Raw genomic sequence first — 16,647 nt, forward strand, 5'->3', positions numbered from 1 at the left:
TCAAGGAGACAAAAATGAGCACTAAAGCTTTAGTAGACTATTTTTTGAAGATTGAAGGTGTTGACGGTGAATCCCCTGACCAAACTTATCCGGGATGGATTCAGCTGCAAGCCTGGCAATGGGCGGAGGAAAATGCCGGGCGCTGGGGATTCGGCAGCGGCGGTGGTTCCGGCAAAGTCGAAATGAAAGACTTTGAATTCCGTATGGTAAGCAATAAGGCTTCGCCGAAGCTGTTTCTGATGTGCGCCACCGGCGAGCATATTCCTCAGGCAAAACTTGTTTGCCGTAAATCAGGCCAGGGTCAGCAAGATTTTATTGCCGTGACCTTCAGTAACTGCCTGGTTTCCTCATTCAAAACCGTGGGTAATATGCCGCTGAACTCCACCATCGGTACTGAAATCGATACCGTGCTGCCAACCGATGTTATCAAGCTGAATTTCGCACGTATCGAAGTTGAGTACAAAGAGCAAAACAACGATGGCTCCATGGGTGCGGTGATTAAGACGGGGTATGACCTCAAGCTTAACGCCCGCATCTGATCATTGATGTCGTAACACTTATTGCAGGCCGTCTGCCCGCAGATCTTGCGGGCAGACACACTCATTACCGCGAGGTGTTAAATGAAAGCGTCATTACCCATGCTATTCGATAAGCTCAGCGTGAGAAGTCAAAGCGGCAGCGCCGATAATTGGCGGCGCGTCCTGGTGCGCGATATCGAATTCTTATTGAATGACGCATCGCGCAGCGCAGATTTAAAACTTCACGATTATGCGCACAGCGAAAGCTCGGTATTGAATTATGGCCTGCCGTCGCTGAGCCAACGAATACCGATTAATACCGATCCGCTAACGCTGGCGAGACATATACAAAGAATCATTACGTCTTTTGAGCCACGGCTGGATCCGAAAACGATTCGCGTGGTGCCGGTAGTGAATGAGCGTCAATCGTATGTATTGGCGATCTTATTCGATATCTATGGCACCTGCTCATTACCGGGTGACGAAATGCTGGTGAATTTGCGCATAGCTCTTGATTATTCCTGTGGCGCCGTACACGTATTTGATTAATAGAGGTGACTATGTTCAGTGAGCGCTTTCTCCAATTATATAATGATGAGCTGCGTTATTTTCGCGAGGCCGGCCGTCAGTTCGCCTCTTCGCATCCCCAGGTCGCTCAGCATTTAGGCATGCATATCGACGGCGTGCTGGATCCTTTCGTCGAGCGCCTGTTGGAGGGCTCTGCTTTTCTTTGCACCCGCATCCAGGAAAAGCTGAACAACGAGCAGCCAGAATTCGCCTTGCAAATGCTTTCGCGCCTGGCGCCCTTGTGGTACACGCCGGTTCCCGCGATCGCCACCGTCGCGATTAAGCCCGATCTCTCTTTCCCTCAGTGGCACAGCCAGGTCGACCTGCCGCGCGGGAGCCGCATGACCCTCAACGATATCTCGCTGAACAACAAACCCGCCACGTTCACCACGGCGCGGCATATTAAAGTGCAGCCCGTTGAGATTGCACTGGCGGAATGCGAAATCTTGCCGCCTCACCATTTGCCCGACGGCGCCGCCAGGCATATGCAAGACTGTTCGGCCTACGTCAGAATCGGCCTGACCACGCACGGCGTGTTGCCCGTCTCGGAACTGGATCTCGAGCCGTTGCACCTGACGTTGGCGGAAGATACGGTGCGGGCCAACCAGCTGATGGCCGCGCTGCTTAATCGCACCTTGCGCATCGTGTTATGGGCGAAAAGCGACGATCGGCCGGTCATCAAAGTCTTGCAACCGGAAAGCCTGCGTCTGGGCGGCGTCGGCGACGAAGAGGCGCTGTTGCCCACCGCGGTGGGGGAATTGCCCGGCAACCGCCTGATGCGCGAGTACTTTGCGGCGCCGAGCCGCTTCTTCAGCCTGGAGCTGCATGGCGTGCGGGATTTTCTGCGCCAATGTGAACGCGTCCATGAGTTCGAGATTTTGTTCGCGCTTGAGCAACGCCCGCTAACGCTGATCGGTCGCGTCAACGCCAGGGATTTTCATCTTTTCGCGACCCCGGTCATCAACCTGTATCGCCGCCATTGCTCGCCGGTGCTGCTGACGGGAGAGCGCACGGAGCATCAGCTGGTGGTCGATCGTTTGAACACCTCGCTGTATGAGATTCATAGCGTCAAACAGGTGAAGGGCATGCTGCCCGACGGCAACCCGGTGATTTTCTCTTCGCTGCAGGCCGACGTGCACTACGACTGCGAGCGGGAGCCGGCCGGCTATACGCTGCACCGCCGCCGGGAACCGTCGCCATCCAAATACAACAACCCGCACCTGCCCAACGAAGATACCTTTATCGCCATTTCGCCGGGCAAAAGCGGCATCGACATCGATGACATCACGTCGCTCAGCGTTGAGGCGCTGGTCTGCGAACGGCATCTGGTGCCTGCGCACCTGCAGCAACCGCATTTTCAGCTGGAAACGGCGATGCCGATCCACCAGGTGGAGATCGTCCGCTATCCGAGCAACCCTGTCGCGGTGCCTAACATCAGCCAGGCGTGGCAAGCGATCCAGATGCTGGCCTCCAATCCTTTGCGCCATGCGCGCCCTGACGTGCAGGATTGCTCGGCGCTGTTGCGCGACTGGCTGTCGTTGTTCTGCCATCAGGATGACTCCAGCCAGCGCAAACGCATCGCCAGCATTAAAAACGCCTGGGTGGAGCACCACTTCGAACGCAATCAGGGGCCGGGGCCGCTGGCCTGGATCCGCGGGGCCGAGATCGCCGTCAACCTAAGCGCCAACCATCATGCCGATCACGGCGCCTATCTGTTCGGCAAAATATTGCACCACGCGCTGAGCCAATACGGCGATCTGAACCAAACGTTGAGCATGAAGCTGTTGCTGGATGGGGAAACCCACGCCGACTGGGGGGCGCTCTACTATGGCTGATATGTCGCTGATGCGCGAAACCGCGCTGTCGTTGGAACAGGCGCCGGCGCCGGGGGCCCAAGGCGAAAGCGTGGGCCAGGCCGAAATCCGCGGGCTGTCCAATCGGCAGGATTTCTTCGAGCTGTTGCGGCGCATCGAGCGTGCGCAGCCGGATGCGCCGCGGCTCGGCGTCTCCAACGATCGCAGCCGCGAAAGGCTCTGCATCACCCAGCCGGCGGATATGGGCTTCGCCTCGCGTGAAATCGCCTCCATCGTACAACGCCCTACGCAGGTGCTGATTCAGGCGCGGCATTTCGGCATGTTCGCCCCTTACGGCCCGCTGCCGATCCATGTGACCGAGCACGCGCGCACCGAAGTCATCGCCAGGCGTAATCAGGCGTTCCAGCAGTTCGTCGGCATCGTTAGCCAGCGCTTCGCCGTACTGCATTACCGGGCCTGGGCGCAGCTGAAGGCGATGATCGGGCATGACCATGACGATGACAAAAACCCGTTTTTGCATCATCTGCGGCAGACGGTGGGCGTCGACACCACGCTGGCCGTGAACCCGCATATCCAGCGCCTGCGCGAAGCCTACCCCGGCATTTATCTGCCGGGCCGCCGCTCGCTGCGCCAGCTTAACAAGATGCTGGCGGCCTACTTCGCCGTTCCCATCGAAATTACGCCGCGCTACGCCAAATGGATCGACGACGGCAAAAAAAACGGCAGCCAAAAGCTGGGCAAGCTGGGGAGCACGCGCATCGGTAGCCGCTTTTTCGATGCCCAGTACGGCGCGCATATTCAAATCGGGCCGCTGGGGGCCCCGCATTATCAGCAGTATCAGCGCGGCAGCCGGCGGCTGCAGGCACTGGTGAGCATCTGCCATGACTTCACGAGCCATCAGCTGATGTTGGACGTCAGCCTGCTGATCGCCACGGAGCCGGGCATGGCGGCGCAGCTGGGCGGCAAGTCGCTGAGTAAAGACAGCTGGCTGAAACCTAAGACAGGGACGTTTAGGCAGCTGGTTTATCAATCAACAACTTAATATAAGGAAATTTAAGGTGTATCAACGAGAACGTCTTTTTTCGCGATTGGGCCACTTTGCTTATCAGTCCTTCGTTGAAGCCACCAAGCTGTGCCGGACCTTCAGGCACGAATACGTGGAGCTTGAACACTGGCTGAAAGTCCTGGTGGACAAAGAACGCGGCGACTTGCCGCTGATCCTGGCGCACTATGCGATCAATATTCAGCGCGTAAGCGATGCGTTGGATCGCATTCTCCATACCTTGCCAAACCGGACGAATGCGGTGGTGGATCTGTCGACGCAGCTGGAAACGGTGGTGGAAAGAGGGCTGCTGATGAGCCAGCTCGCCGAAACGCCGTCCGGCGGCGTGCGCACCATCCATATCCTGGTCGGCATTCTGCAGGATCCCACGCTGCAGCGCAGCCTGTACCGGCTGAGCGAAGAGTTTAAAAAACTGCCGATCCCGCAGCTGTTCGACGACTACCCGGCGATTCTGGCGGAGTCTGTCGAACACGAGGAGGAGGAAGAAGAAAGCTACGGCGCGCTCGGCGAGGCGCCGGATGCGCCCGAGACGGTCGAGATACTCGATAAATGGTGTGCAGACCTGACTCGTCAGGCGCGCGACGGTGAAATCGACCCGGTGATTGGCCGCGAAGCGGAGCTGCGCCAGGTGATCGACATTTTGCTGCGCCGCCGGCAGAACAACCCGATTTTGGTGGGCGAAGCCGGGGTCGGCAAAACGGCCGTGGCGGAAGCGCTGGCCTGCAAGATCGCCCAAGGGCAGGTGCCGCCGCTGCTGCAGGGCGCCCGGCTGCTGTCTTTGGATCTGGGGCGCATGCAGGCCGGGGCGAGCATGCGGGGCGAATTCGAATCGCGCCTGAAAGCGCTGATCGACGCCATCGCGCATTCGGCCGTGCCGGTGATTTTGTTCTGCGACGAGGCGCATACGCTGGTGGGCGCCGGCGGGCAGGCCGGCACCGGCGACGCCGTCAACCTGTTGAAACCGATGCTGGCCAGGGGCGCGCTGCGCATGGTGGCGGCGACCACCTGGTCGGAATACAAACAGTTCATCGAGCCGGATGCCGCGCTGACGCGCCGTTTCCAGTACGTGCTGGTTTCAGAGCCGGACGAAGAGAATGCGGTGAACATGATGCGCGCCATCGCCCCGCATTTTGCGCAGCACCACAGCGTCAAGATCCGCGAGTCGGCGCTGCAGGCGGCGGTGCATTTGTCGCTGCGTCATCTGCCGTCGCGGCAGCTGCCGGACAAGGCCATCAGCCTGCTGGACACCGCCTGCGCGCGGGTGGCGCTGAGCCAACATGCGCAGCCTGAAAAAATCGAGTCGCTCGAGGCCGGGCTGGCGGTGAAGCGTACCGAAATGCACGGTCTGCAAGAAGAAAGCAAATTCGACGATCTGGCGCTCACCCGCATCAGCGAATTGCAGCAGACGCTCAGCGAGATGGAAGGAGAGCTGGATGCGCTGCGTCAGCGGCAGGCGCAGGAGCAGCAGGCGGTCACCACCTTGCTCGATGCAGAGCAGCAGTCGCCGGATCGTTTGCCGCAGCTGGCCACCGAGTTGGGCGAGCTGCAGGGCGGCGGTCTACCGCTGGTGTATCCGTGGGTGGACGATCGCGTCGTGGCGGAGGTGCTGTCGGATTGGACCGGCATCCCCACCGGCCGCATGCTGCAAAGCGATCTGGACAATGCGCTCAACCTCAACCAACTGCTGAGTCGCCAGATTTTCGGCCAGCAGACGGCGATCGACGAAATCGCGCAGGCGGTGAGGATCTCCCGCGCCGGCATCCAGGCGCACGATCGGCCGTTGGGCGTTTTCATGCTGTCCGGCCCGAGCGGCGTCGGCAAAACGGAGACCGCGTTCGCCCTGGCGGAGGCGATGTACGGCGGCGCGCATAACCTGATCGTCTTCAATATGAGCGAGTTTCAAGAGTCGCACACCGTCTCCACGCTGAAGGGAGCGCCGCCGGGCTATGTCGGCTATGGCAAGGGCGGCAAATTGACGGAGGCGGTGCGCCGCAAACCCTATTCCATCGTGCTGCTCGACGAATTCGACAAGGCGCATCCCGATATCCATGAAGCGTTCTATCAAGTCTTCGACAAGGGCGTGATGGAGGACGGCGAGGGCCGCATGATCAGCTTCCGCCAGTGCTTTATTTTGATGACCAGCAACATCGGCGCCGGCGAAATAGAAGCGACGCTGGCGGAAACGCCGGAGCTGAAAACCGAGGCGCTGCGCCCGATGCTGCACGACGTCTTGGCGCGCTTTTTCCCGGCGGCGCTGTTGGCGCGCATGAACGTCATTCCTTACGTGCCGCTTTCCACCGAAGCGATAACCCATATCGCCACCAAACAGATTTCACGTTTACAGCAGCGTTTGCACAAAGAAGTGGGCGTGTCGCTGGTGCTGGAGGGCGACATCCCAGGCTGGATCGCCAAACGCATCAGCGCCCATCCATCGCGCGGAAGAGCGGTCGAGTCGCTGCTGCAGCAGGCGATCTTGCCGCCGATCAGCAATGAAGTGCTGCAGCGCAAACGGACGGGACAGGAACTGCAGAATATCCAACTCATGGTCGAGAACGATAGCTTAAGTGTTTATTTCGACTGATTTTTAATTTGCCGCCGGCCCGCAAACGCGGGGCGGGGTTCGATATCGGATCAGAGAGGTTGTTATGCCTTTAATCGAAATTGATAACCCGGTGTTAGCCGAATTAAATGCGTTTCCACTCAGCTTCACCACCCAAGAAGGGTTGTCGAGCAACTCGCAATATTCGCTCGAATTCGAATGCGAACAGGCGGACGTGGATTATGAATCCTTGCTGGGTGAAGGGATCCGCATCCAGATAGAAAGGCCGGATTTCGGCTCGCGGCCTTTCTACGCCTACGTGATCGGCGCGTCCGATGCGGGGCAGCATCAGGATAAGTTCGTGTACAAACTGGAGCTGAGCACCTGGCTGTGGTTTTTGATGCAGAACCGCAACAGCCGTATTTTCCAGGATCTGAACGTGCTCGACATCATCGAGCAAATCTTCTCTCGCTATGGCTTTGCCGACTACCGTCTGGATATTCAAGGCACCTATCCGACGCGTGAGTATTGCGTGCAATTTTCCGAAACGGATTTTGCGTTTATCAGCCGCCTGCTGGAAGACGAAGGCATCTGGTATTACTTCGATCACGCCGAGGATAAGCACACGCTGGTGATCACCGACCGGCAGGATTTCGACGATCTGGATTTCGGTTACGCCGTGTTGCCGTTCATGCCGGACAGCGAAGAAAACCGCGCCATCCGCGAAGGGATCCAGCGCATCCAGCGTTCCCGCAAAGTGCGTCCGAATGAAATCGTGCTGCGCGACTTCGACTTCCAGAACCCGCGCAAGAACCTGCAAACCAAGGTGGAAGAGAGCCGCCTCGGCCTGCAGAACACGCCGCTGGAGTGGTACGACTACGCTGCGGGCTATGTGGATACCGAACGCGGCGAGAATCTGGCGCGTTTGCGCCTGGAAGAAATGCAAAGCGACGGCCACCTGCTGTTTGGCGAGAGCAACGCCGTCGGGTTGATGGCCGGCAAGGACTTCTCCTTGATTTTGCACCCGGACGCCAACCGCAACCGCCGCTTCAAACTGACCCGCTGCGACTATGTGTTCGTGCAAGATGGCCCCGACAGCAGCAGCGACGGCCGCAACGTGACCTGCCGTTTCAACGCCTTGAACGACGACGTGGCGTTCCGCCCGCTGCGCGAGACGCCCAAGCCGCAGATGCCGGGCATCCAGAGCGCCACCGTGGTCGGCGCGCCCAATTCCGAAGTGCATACCGACAAGTTTGCGCGCATTCGCGTGCACTTCCACTGGGATCGCTACAAAACCACCGAGGAAGACAGCTCGTGCTGGATCCGCGTGGTGCAGGCCTGGGCGGGGAAAGGCTGGGGCGTCATCGCCATGCCGCGGGTCGGCCAGGAAGTGTTGGTGACCTATGTCGACGGCGATCTCGATCGCCCGATGGTGACAGGTATCGTTTATAACGGCGATAACCCACCGCCTTATCAACTGCCTGAATACATCAACTACTCGGGGATGGTGTCGCGTTCGCTGCGCTTCGGCAAACCGCAGCATGCCAGCCAGCTGACCTTCGACGACAACCGCAACAACGAACGCGTCATGCTGCACGCCGAACGCGATCTGCAAACCACGGTCGAGCGCAACCAGGCCACCGAGGTGGGGATGGACAAGTTCGACATCATCCGCCGCACCTTTACTGACTGGTTCACCAACCACGTTTCTTACAAGGATTACGTCTTCAGCATCACCGGGTTTGACGCGTCGATAAAGGGCGTCAGCGCCTCGATGACCGGCGTCAGCCTCACCGCCACCGGCGTCAGCACCTCGTTCACCGGCGTCAGTACCTCGTTCACCGGCGTCAGCACCTCGTTTACCGGCGTCAGCACGTCGTTCACCGGGTTGAGCACGTCATTTACCGGGCAGAGCACCAGCTGCACCGGCGTCTCCAACTCGATGACCGGCGAAAGCAACTCCTTTACCAGCATCAGCAACAGCATGACCGGCGAAAGTAACAGCTACACCACGGTCAGTACCAGCCAGACCGGCAGCAGCACCAGCTTTACCGGCGTGAGCGTGAGCACCACCGGCTCATCGACCAGCACCACCGGCTGCAGTATCAGCACCACCGGTTCCTCGACCAGTACCACCGGCTGCAGCATCAGCACCACCGGCAGCAGCGTGAGCACCACCGGCAGCAGCGTCGGCACCACCGGCAGCAGCGTCAGCAGCACCGGCAGCAGCGTCAGCAATACCGGCAGCAGCGTCAGCAATACCGGCAGCAGCACCAGCACGACGGGGGTGTCCATCAGCTACACCGGCGCGTCACTGTCCGAGACCGGCGTCGATTTGAAAAAAGTCGGGATGCAAAGCAAAAACTAACGAGGCGCGGCAATGAGAATCATACGGCCACAGCAATTGGTAGTGATTAAAGGGGGTTACCAGATCGGCGCAGACAGCCGGCTCGGCATCAGCGTCGTGGCCGGATGCTACCTGTCCCGACCGGAACACTTCGTGAACGAAGCCGAAATCTGGGAGGCGTGGAAGCGTGCGCCGCTCAGTTTGCCGGTGTTGGACGTTGCTGAGCCGAAGCCGTTCGCCGAATACCTGATCGCCGGCCATGCCGGCGTCGGGCAGCCGGTAAAAACGCTGGACGTCAGCGCCGACATCGGCGGGCTTAAGCGCCGTTGGCGGGTGGAGGGCGAGGGACGACGCGGCGCGATGGGGGCGGAACCGTTCCTCAGCGTGCCGCTGGACCACACCTCGGCCTGGGGCGGTAAAGACAGCAAGGAGAACCCGGTGGGGCGCGGTTGCAATGATGGGCTGCGGCCGCTGCTGATGACCTTGTCCGCCGAGGGTTCCGCACAGGAGCGTTCCCCGTTGGCGGCGCCGGCGCCGGTGCCACACGAGTTTTCGCTGCGCAAGGCGCATATCGATAAGGTGGCGGGCCAGATCGCGAGCAAAGCCTACCTGGAGAAGGCGTTTCCCGGGCTGCCGGCCGATATCGATCGGCGCTATTACCAGATGGCGCCGCCGGCGCAGTGGCTGCCGGAAGCGGCGTGGCCGGATAGGGTGCCCTTCGAACTGCAGGGCGTCGGCGCACAGAGCCAGGCGATTCGCGGCGAGCTGCCGGCGGTGCGCGGGCGGGCATTCATACGCCGCCACGATAGCGAAGGCCTCGAGGAAATCGAACTGCAGCGAAAAACGCTGTGGTTCCTGCCCGACAGCGACATGGCGCTGATTATTTTCACCGGCAATGCGCCGCTGACGCATCTTCTGGACGAGTCCATCGAGTCCCTGATGCTGGCGTTGGATCGTTGCGACGCGCCGCGTCCGTTCGATTATTTCCGGCAGGTGCACCATAAACGCAGCGACGATGACGCTTCGCCTTTCGAGTTCCTGTTCGATCCGGATCTGATGCCGGCAGAGATGGGGCTGAACGTCATCCAGGCGGCGTCGGATCACCCCAGCGATCTGCGTTACGATCCGTCGCCCACGTCTTTGGGCGACTCCGCCATTTTCTATCAACGCATTCGCGAGGCGATTGCCTTGCACCAGCAACAGACGGCGGCGGAGCCTGCCCCCGTGACGTTGCCCGATTTGCCGGAGCTGCCCGCCGAAGACGGCAACGACGCGTTTTTCCCCGCTAGCGCGACCGTGGAAGGGAAAACCTTCACCGGGTTGCGCGCCCCTGCGCTGTCGGACAAGCATTTTCTGCAATGCCGTTTTGAGCGCTGCGATTTTTCACAGGCCGTTCTGGAGAACTGCACCTTCGAAAACTGCGTTTTTGATGCGGTCAACCTGACGCAGGCGGCGCTGCGCCGGATCCGCATGGTGTCGTGCACCCTGCAAAAGCCGCTGATGGCGGAAAGCGCATGGCAAGAGGCGGTGCTCGAAAAAGTGACGCTGGAAGAGCCGCAGGGGCAAGGCATGCGGGCCGAGGGCGTGAAGCTCGATTACTGCGTCTTCGAGCGGGGAGATTTCACCGCGAGCCGCTTTGAGCGCGGGGCGATTGGCAACGGCATGTTTAACGGCTCGACGCTGATCCGCGCGCAATTCCTGCAAGGGGAGCTGGACGCCTGCGTCTTCAACCGCTGCCTGGCCGAGGGGGCGGTGGCGCTGGATATGGCGTTAACCAAGAACTCGTTCCTCGGCGGCAATTGGCGCGGCGTGCGTTTCGAACGTTGCCGAATCGAGAGCATGACGGCGGGGATGCAGGTGAATTTCTCCCACGGCGTGTTCAGCGACTGCTGCTTCACCAAAGTGGGGCTGAAAGCGGCGCGTATGGAGAGGTGTCAGCTGCAGTACAGCGTTTTCACCGAATGCAATTTCGACGAGGCCGACCTGACGGCTTGTGCAATCGTTGGCTGCGACCTGGCCGGCGTGCGGTTTAAAGACAGCGTGCTGGCGCACGCCCGCTGGCAAAACAGCAGCGCCCAGCAAGCGATGTTTTATAACGCCGATTTGCGCGATGCGGGATTTGAGCAGTGCAACCTGGCGGCGGCGAATCTGGCGATGACCTGGCAGGACGCCGGCACCCGTTTCAGCGGGTGTTTGCTGGAGCGGGCGTGCTGGGTGCCGCGCAGAATTATTCAGGGGGACTATGCGCATGAAAACTGAAAGCCGCGTGATTCAGCAGCCCCTGCCTGACACCGAGGTGATTGAGCTGGAGGTCGCTCAGGCGGTGTCGCAGACGCCGCCCCTGCCGCGAACCTTCAAAAAGCGGCGCTTCCACGATCGCGAGCTGAAAGGGCTGACGCTGAGCGACTGTTTTTTCATCGACTGCCATTTCGAGCGCGTCACGTTTGAAGGATGCGATTTGAGGGCGGTGCGCTTTGAGGGCTGCACCCTGAACCAGGTCAACGTGGTCGGCGGCAGCTTGCTGCGCCTGTCGTTCAACGAATGCCGGTTTGACAACCTGACGCTGCAACGGGGGCTGCTGTGCAATCTGGCGTGCAACGACACCACGCTGCGGGGGTGCTACATCGGCGACTGTCTGCTGGACGACTGCAGTTTGATCCAGTGCGAGGTCAACGGGGCGGAAGTCGAGCGCAGCAGCCTGGGGCACCTGGCCGTGCAGTCCAGCATCCTGACCAACCTGATGTTCCAACAGGACATCATTCAGGACGCCAATTGGTATGCCTGCCAACTCACGCAGTGCCTGTGGCAGGCATCGACCCTCGAACGCCACATCATGGGGAGTTGCCGGCTGGAGAAATGCAGCTGGCAGACGATCGAGGGGCAGGCGCGCATCTGGTTCACCTGCCGCCTGTCGGGCTGCAACCTGGCCCAGCTGCGGCTGCAGGGCGCCAGCTTTCACCGCAGCGAGCTGGAAGGGTGCTCGTTCGCCGACAGCGATCTGACGTCGGCGATCTTTGCCGAAGCGCAGGCGCTGCGCTGCGATTTCGAGCGCGCGACGCTGACCCTGGCGCAGGCGCAGAAGGCCCGGTTCAGCGAATGCGCGATGAACGGCGCCCACTGGGGGCGCGCCATGCTGACGCAGGCGGAGTTCAGGGCGTGCGATCTGGCGCTGGCCAACATGGAGCTGGCCGAGATGCGGGAGGCGAACCTGATGGAACAGCCGTTGACCGCCGCCCAGCAACAGAGCGCCCGCCTGCATGGGGCGAAGCGTCATCGCGCCGAAAATGTGCCGCTTACCGCCGATCCGTTCTTGAGTGCGATCGACGCCTGGTATGCGCATCAACAACCGGGACCGCGGCAACCGTCGTATCAACGGCCAACAGGAGTAAGCAGATATGTATAAGTCCAGAAGAGAGCATCAGAAGGTCTATGCCAACGCCAAGGTAACGCCTTTGCAGTTGGTGCGCAGCGCTCCGCTTGCTGAACAAGGGGGGCGCAAGGTGGTGACGCTGGCGGCGGACGCCAATGGTGGCCTGTATGTCGACGGCATGCGCGCCCATTGCCTGGCGGTCGCCACCAGCTGCCTGGTTCAGCCGCTGGCGGGCGATCGCGTTTGCGTCATCGTCGACGGCGACAAATTGGTCATTACCGAGATCCTGTCGCGCCAGCAGGCGAACGCCGTCATGACGCTGGATAGCCGCTGCGCCAATCTGCGCATCGTGGCGCCGGAGATCGAACTGCAGGGCGGCAAGCGGCTGACGTTGCGCAGCCCGCACTTCACGCTGCTGACGCGCAGCAGCCGCTGGGTCGCCGAAACGCTGCACCAAATCTCTCAACGCCTGTTTGTGCGCAGCAAGCACGCAAGCCGGCGGGTGGAGGAAACCGACGAGGTGCTGGCGAAGCACATCATTCAGGATGCCCGGCAATCCCTCGTCATCAACAGTGAAATTGGTTCCCTGAAGTCTTCGGCGGTGCTGAAGATCGACGGCGGCCAGATACATATGGGGTAAGCCATCATGACCGCAGCCAACAACAACACGGCCGGGATCAGCTTCGCCGGCTGTGACCCGATGATCCCGGCGCCGGGCCCGAATACCGCGCCCAACAATACCGGCATACCGAACGTGCCTAACTATTTCCTTTGCGGCGGCAATGAACAGAACATCGGCAGCATTCGCGTGGCCACCGTCGATTCGGGCGGGGTGATCGGCGCCGCCTCGGGGACGCATTCGGCGCAGATGCAGCCGATGCAGGGGTCGGGGAAGTATTTCACCGGCGGCATGCCGGTCACGCGGTTAGGTGATTCCAGCACGACGAACAACAACAACATGGTCGCCACTCAGGTCGCGCCGAGCCAGACCAAATGTTTCGTTAATGCATAGGAGTTCAGCATGGTGAAAAGGCTCCGGGGGATCGCAGCAGGGGGACTGTTGGCGGTGGGGATGCTGAGCGGGTGCAGCTGGTTTTCTCACGACGAGGCAGCCGATGCGGGGCGTCGATTGCGGTTTATCGACGTCGAAGTGACCGCCAACGACAACGTGAACCCGAATGCGGCCGGGGAGGCGCAGCCGGTCAAGGTGTGCGTCATCGAAACCAATCGCTCGGGGTGGATGCCCGAGGGGATTGGCGATGGCGCCCCTTGCCGCGAGACGGCGCCGTCGGAAGGAGCGCTGAGCCGGCACCAGAGCATTTTGCAACCGAGGGAGACGCTGCGTTATCGCTTCGAGGTGCCGGCGGGGCAAGAGCGATGGGTCGTCGTGGGGGCGGAATTTCAGCAAATCAGCGGGGTATTGCCGCTCGCCGAGCAAAAATCGCCCGCGCAGGCTGATTCGCAAATGAAGGTGATGGTGGGGATGACGTCACTCAGCATAGTGACTAACGACAAAATGGATGAATGACATGTTACCTAAACAACGCGTCGCCTGGGTAGAAGGCATGTTGATGGAACCGCAGCATTTCCAGCAGCAGGAACGTTTTTTCGAGCACTTGATTGAAGCGCGCTTGTGCAGCGTCGAAACCTTTACCTGGGGGTTCCTGACGCTGGAAATCGACAACGGGCTATTGGAGCAGGGCAAGTTTGCGCTGAAGAAAGCCAAGGGCGTTTTCCCCGACGGCACGGCGTTCAGTATGCCTGAGGATATTCCGCTGCCGCCGCCGCTGGTGCTGGGAGAGGGCTGCCAGGGGAAAGTGGTGTGCCTGTCCGTGCTGATGGACATTGCCGGCAATGCCCAGATCGATCTTATCCAGGATGAGCGGAAAAGCAGCCGTTTTCGCACCATGGATGCGGACGTGCCGGATCGCAACCACGGCGTCAGCCTGGAGGGAACACCGCGCGTGTGCACGATGCAGCTGGGGAGTCTGGTGACGCGGCTAAGCCTGGAGGATGCGGTCAGCAGCGCGGAAAGCGTGCTGCCGGTCGGTTTCGTGCGCGAGCTCACCAGCGATCGTCGGGTGCTGCTGGATGAGCGCGCACTGCCGCCGATGCTGGATTTCCGCGCCATCGGCTGGCTGCCCGCGTTCACCACCGAATTGCTTGGGCTGATCAGCCAGCGTCTGGAGTCGGTGTTCCGTCCGGATGTGCATATGACGATCGGCGGGCTGTCCGAGCTGCTGGAATTGCTGCTGCTGCAAACCCTGAGCGAGTTCAATTTGCGCATCAGCCAACTGTTGGCCAGCCCGCAGGTGCATCCAGAAACCCTGTTCGACACGTTGTTGAGCCTGCTGGGGCGGCTCAGCATCATTCCCGGCGGCGAGCGGCTCTGGGATCGGGCCGATTTGGTGTATCTGCACGATGAACCGCACAACTGCTATTTCCAGCTGTTCGCCTCGATTCGCCGCGCGCTGTCGCTGGTGATCGAAGCGCCGGCGGTGGCGCTGCCGTTTATCGATCGCGGCGACAGCATCTACCTGTGCCCGAACGACTCGCAGCTGCGGCTGGAAAAACTGGTGTTTGCCGTCAGCTGCGGTTTGTCCATCGAGCATCTGCGTTCGTACTTCCCCGCGCAGGTCAAACTGGGGCCGGTCGAGAAAATCATTCAGCTGATCGATCTCCAATTACCGGGCGCTCGCTTGTTGCCGATGGCTTCGCCGCCGCGGCACATACCGTATTACCCGAACAGCATCTACTTCGAGGTGGATCATGCCGACCCGATTTACAAGGAAATGATGGGCGGCTCGGCGATGGCGCTCAGCATCGTGGGTGATTTCCCGGACCTGCGTTTTGACGTCTGGGGATTAAGGCAAGGGAGGGTGGGATGAACGAATTCGAGAGAAAAATCCGCGAGGCGATGGCGGTAACGCGCAACAACGCGAACCCGCGTCTCCCCACGTCCGGCTCGGTGGGCAAAACCACGGCGGAAATCGCCGCGCTGTCCTTCGGCGCGCGGGCGCTGGCGGCCAAGCTGCGGCCGGGAAGCGCCGGCGTGGCGGCGCCCCCCGAACCCAAACCTTATGAAGCGGAAACCGCCGTCCCGGAACGCGTCGAACCCGCGCCTGGCGATCGCCAGGCCGATGCGGCGCCGACCTCGAGCGGGCTGTTTGGCCGCGCCGCGCTGAGCAAGCCCGGGGTGATGATGGGCCACTGGGACAACCCGCTGATCGCCGCTGCCATTCCGGTATTGCTGCAGGTGGAGCGGGTGCGCGATCAGAAGCAGCTGAACCCGGCGGCGGTGCGTGCGCAGATCGTGCGGGAGATCCAACAATTCCAGCAGACGTTGCTGGCGGATCACGTTGCGCCGGGCGATGTGGACAAGCTGGCCTATCTGCTGTGTTCCTACGTGGACGAGTGCTGCATGAGCACGCTGGAGTCCGGGGAACTGAACCTCAGCCTGCTGGTGGAGTTTTATCGCGATGCCTGGGGTGGGGAAAAATGCTTCGAGCACCTGCAAGAGTATCTGGCCGCCTCGCCGCGCAACAAGGAGATCCTGGCGTTTTACGATCTGATCCTGTCGCTGGGGTTTGAGGGGCAGTTCCACGTGATGGAGCGTGGCGCGGTGCTGTTGGCCGACGTGCGCAATCGCCTTGACGGTTATCTGTACAGCCAGAATCCGACGCAGACGCTGGCCGATGCCGAGCCGAGCAAAGTGGTGCGCAAGGCCACCCGTATCACGCCGCTCAAACTGCTGTGCTACGGCCTGGCGATAGCGCTGCTGGCGTATGCCTCGGCCGCCTGGTATCTGCATGACCAGTCCCGCGCGCTGCGCAACGCCATTCTGGCCTGGACGCCGCCGCAGCCGCGCAAAATCAACATTATGGAGACGCTGCCGCAGCCGCTGCCGCAAATCCTCAGCGAAGGGTGGCTGGAGGTGCGCGCCGATCCGCGCGGCTGGCTGTTGATCTTCACCTCCGACGGCGCCTTTGCCACCGGGCAGTCGAAGCTGTCGGAAGAGTTTAAAAAGAAACGCAACATTGAGCGTCTGGGGGAAGCGCTGGCGCCGTGGCCAGGCGATCTGGAGGTGATCGGGCATACCGACAACAAACCGTATCGCAACACCTCCAACAACTCCAACCTGAAACTGTCGGAAGCCCGCGCGCAGACGGTGGCCGACAAGCTGCGGGAATCATTGGCCAACAGTAAATACAACCGCACCGTGACGTCGGTCGGCAAGGGCGATCAGGAGCCGCTGGACGACAACGCGACGGAAGAAGGGCGCCGCCGCAACCGCCGGGTGGACATCCTTTGGAAAATCGGCGAGAGGGAGATGGCTTCACCGTCTGCCACGTTGAATCAGGCAGGGGTAGCCGCCGAGGTCCCCGAGGATAACTAAGACATCCGTCGGCGTAGAGATAATAAGGAAATT

Annotated in this window: 13 protein-coding genes; all 13 read left to right on the forward strand. The window is 60.8% G+C overall.

Features of this window, described 5'->3' with window-relative positions:
* Positions 1-14 precede the first annotated feature (14 nt).
* The 13 genes from ACUTSC_RS12725 (at position 15) to icmH (ending at position 16,614) form a co-directional block, all read left to right on the forward strand.
* Complete coding sequence (locus ACUTSC_RS12725; protein ID WP_004935369.1) at positions 15-539, forward strand: Hcp family type VI secretion system effector; 525 nt, start codon at positions 15-17, stop codon at positions 537-539.
* A gap of 81 nt (positions 540-620) precedes the next feature.
* Positions 621-1,067, forward strand: coding sequence for a type VI secretion system baseplate subunit TssE (locus tag ACUTSC_RS12730; protein WP_038872306.1), 447 nt, complete (start codon positions 621-623; stop codon positions 1,065-1,067).
* Between the two features lie 11 nt (positions 1,068-1,078).
* Positions 1,079-2,920 carry a type VI secretion system baseplate subunit TssF gene (gene tssF / locus ACUTSC_RS12735; protein ID WP_197768041.1) on the forward strand — a complete coding sequence of 614 codons (1,842 nt, stop codon included), beginning with the start codon at positions 1,079-1,081 and terminating at the stop codon, positions 2,918-2,920.
* Complete coding sequence (gene tssG / locus ACUTSC_RS12740) at positions 2,913-3,941, forward strand: type VI secretion system baseplate subunit TssG (protein ID WP_084827572.1); 1,029 nt, start codon at positions 2,913-2,915, stop codon at positions 3,939-3,941. The genes tssF and tssG overlap by 8 nt, the downstream gene beginning before the upstream one ends.
* 16 nt (positions 3,942-3,957) lie before the next feature.
* Positions 3,958-6,543: a type VI secretion system ATPase TssH gene (gene tssH / locus ACUTSC_RS12745; RefSeq protein ID WP_060420440.1), complete on the forward strand. Its 2,586-nt coding sequence runs from the start codon at positions 3,958-3,960 to the stop codon at positions 6,541-6,543.
* Between the two features lie 64 nt (positions 6,544-6,607).
* Positions 6,608-8,869: a type VI secretion system tip protein VgrG gene (gene vgrG / locus ACUTSC_RS12750; protein WP_087763132.1), complete on the forward strand. Its 2,262-nt coding sequence runs from the start codon at positions 6,608-6,610 to the stop codon at positions 8,867-8,869.
* Positions 8,870-8,881: 12 nt separating this feature from the next.
* A complete protein-coding gene (locus ACUTSC_RS12755; RefSeq protein WP_197772804.1) occupies positions 8,882-11,107 on the forward strand; it encodes a DUF2169 domain-containing protein in 2,226 nt (741 codons plus the stop codon).
* Entirely contained in the window at positions 11,097-12,251 is a 1,155-nt protein-coding gene (locus ACUTSC_RS12760) for a pentapeptide repeat-containing protein (protein WP_443002525.1), read from the forward strand. Before ACUTSC_RS12755 ends, ACUTSC_RS12760 begins: the two co-directional genes overlap by 11 nt.
* On the forward strand, positions 12,244-12,858 hold the full coding sequence (locus tag ACUTSC_RS12765) for a DUF3540 domain-containing protein (RefSeq protein WP_197768037.1): 615 nt from the start codon (positions 12,244-12,246) through the stop codon (positions 12,856-12,858). Before ACUTSC_RS12760 ends, ACUTSC_RS12765 begins: the two co-directional genes overlap by 8 nt.
* Before the next feature lie 6 nt (positions 12,859-12,864).
* Positions 12,865-13,230 (forward strand): PAAR-like domain-containing protein, encoded by a 366-nt coding sequence (locus ACUTSC_RS12770; RefSeq protein ID WP_038872288.1) that lies wholly within the window; start codon positions 12,865-12,867, stop codon positions 13,228-13,230.
* 9 nt (positions 13,231-13,239) lie between these two features.
* Positions 13,240-13,746 (forward strand): type VI secretion lipoprotein TssJ, encoded by a 507-nt coding sequence (locus tag ACUTSC_RS12775; protein ID WP_142110156.1) that lies wholly within the window; start codon positions 13,240-13,242, stop codon positions 13,744-13,746.
* Position 13,747: 1 nt separating this feature from the next.
* Positions 13,748-15,106, forward strand: coding sequence for a type VI secretion system baseplate subunit TssK (gene tssK / locus ACUTSC_RS12780; RefSeq protein ID WP_445653350.1), 1,359 nt, complete (start codon positions 13,748-13,750; stop codon positions 15,104-15,106).
* Positions 15,103-16,614 (forward strand): type IVB secretion system protein IcmH/DotU, encoded by a 1,512-nt coding sequence (icmH, locus tag ACUTSC_RS12785; RefSeq protein ID WP_197772805.1) that lies wholly within the window; start codon positions 15,103-15,105, stop codon positions 16,612-16,614. The genes tssK and icmH overlap by 4 nt, the downstream gene beginning before the upstream one ends.
* Positions 16,615-16,647: the final 33 nt, after the last annotated feature.

It is taken from the genome of Serratia sp. TSA_105.2 (genome assembly GCF_052692115.1).

Coding starts and splice junctions, on each gene's coding strand:
- ACUTSC_RS12725 (WP_004935369.1), top strand. CDS start 15: ATGAGCACTAAAGCTTTAGTAGACTATTTTTTGAAGATTGAAGGTGTT.
- ACUTSC_RS12730 (WP_038872306.1), top strand. CDS start 621: ATGAAAGCGTCATTACCCATGCTATTCGATAAGCTCAGCGTGAGAAGT.
- tssF (WP_197768041.1), top strand. CDS start 1,079: ATGTTCAGTGAGCGCTTTCTCCAATTATATAATGATGAGCTGCGTTAT.
- tssG (WP_084827572.1), top strand. CDS start 2,913: ATGGCTGATATGTCGCTGATGCGCGAAACCGCGCTGTCGTTGGAACAG.
- vgrG (WP_087763132.1), top strand. CDS start 6,608: ATGCCTTTAATCGAAATTGATAACCCGGTGTTAGCCGAATTAAATGCG.
- ACUTSC_RS12755 (WP_197772804.1), top strand. CDS start 8,882: ATGAGAATCATACGGCCACAGCAATTGGTAGTGATTAAAGGGGGTTAC.
- ACUTSC_RS12760 (WP_443002525.1), top strand. CDS start 11,097: ATGAAAACTGAAAGCCGCGTGATTCAGCAGCCCCTGCCTGACACCGAG.
- ACUTSC_RS12765 (WP_197768037.1), top strand. CDS start 12,244: ATGTATAAGTCCAGAAGAGAGCATCAGAAGGTCTATGCCAACGCCAAG.
- ACUTSC_RS12770 (WP_038872288.1), top strand. CDS start 12,865: ATGACCGCAGCCAACAACAACACGGCCGGGATCAGCTTCGCCGGCTGT.
- ACUTSC_RS12775 (WP_142110156.1), top strand. CDS start 13,240: ATGGTGAAAAGGCTCCGGGGGATCGCAGCAGGGGGACTGTTGGCGGTG.
- tssK (WP_445653350.1), top strand. CDS start 13,748: ATGTTACCTAAACAACGCGTCGCCTGGGTAGAAGGCATGTTGATGGAA.
- icmH (WP_197772805.1), top strand. CDS start 15,103: ATGAACGAATTCGAGAGAAAAATCCGCGAGGCGATGGCGGTAACGCGC.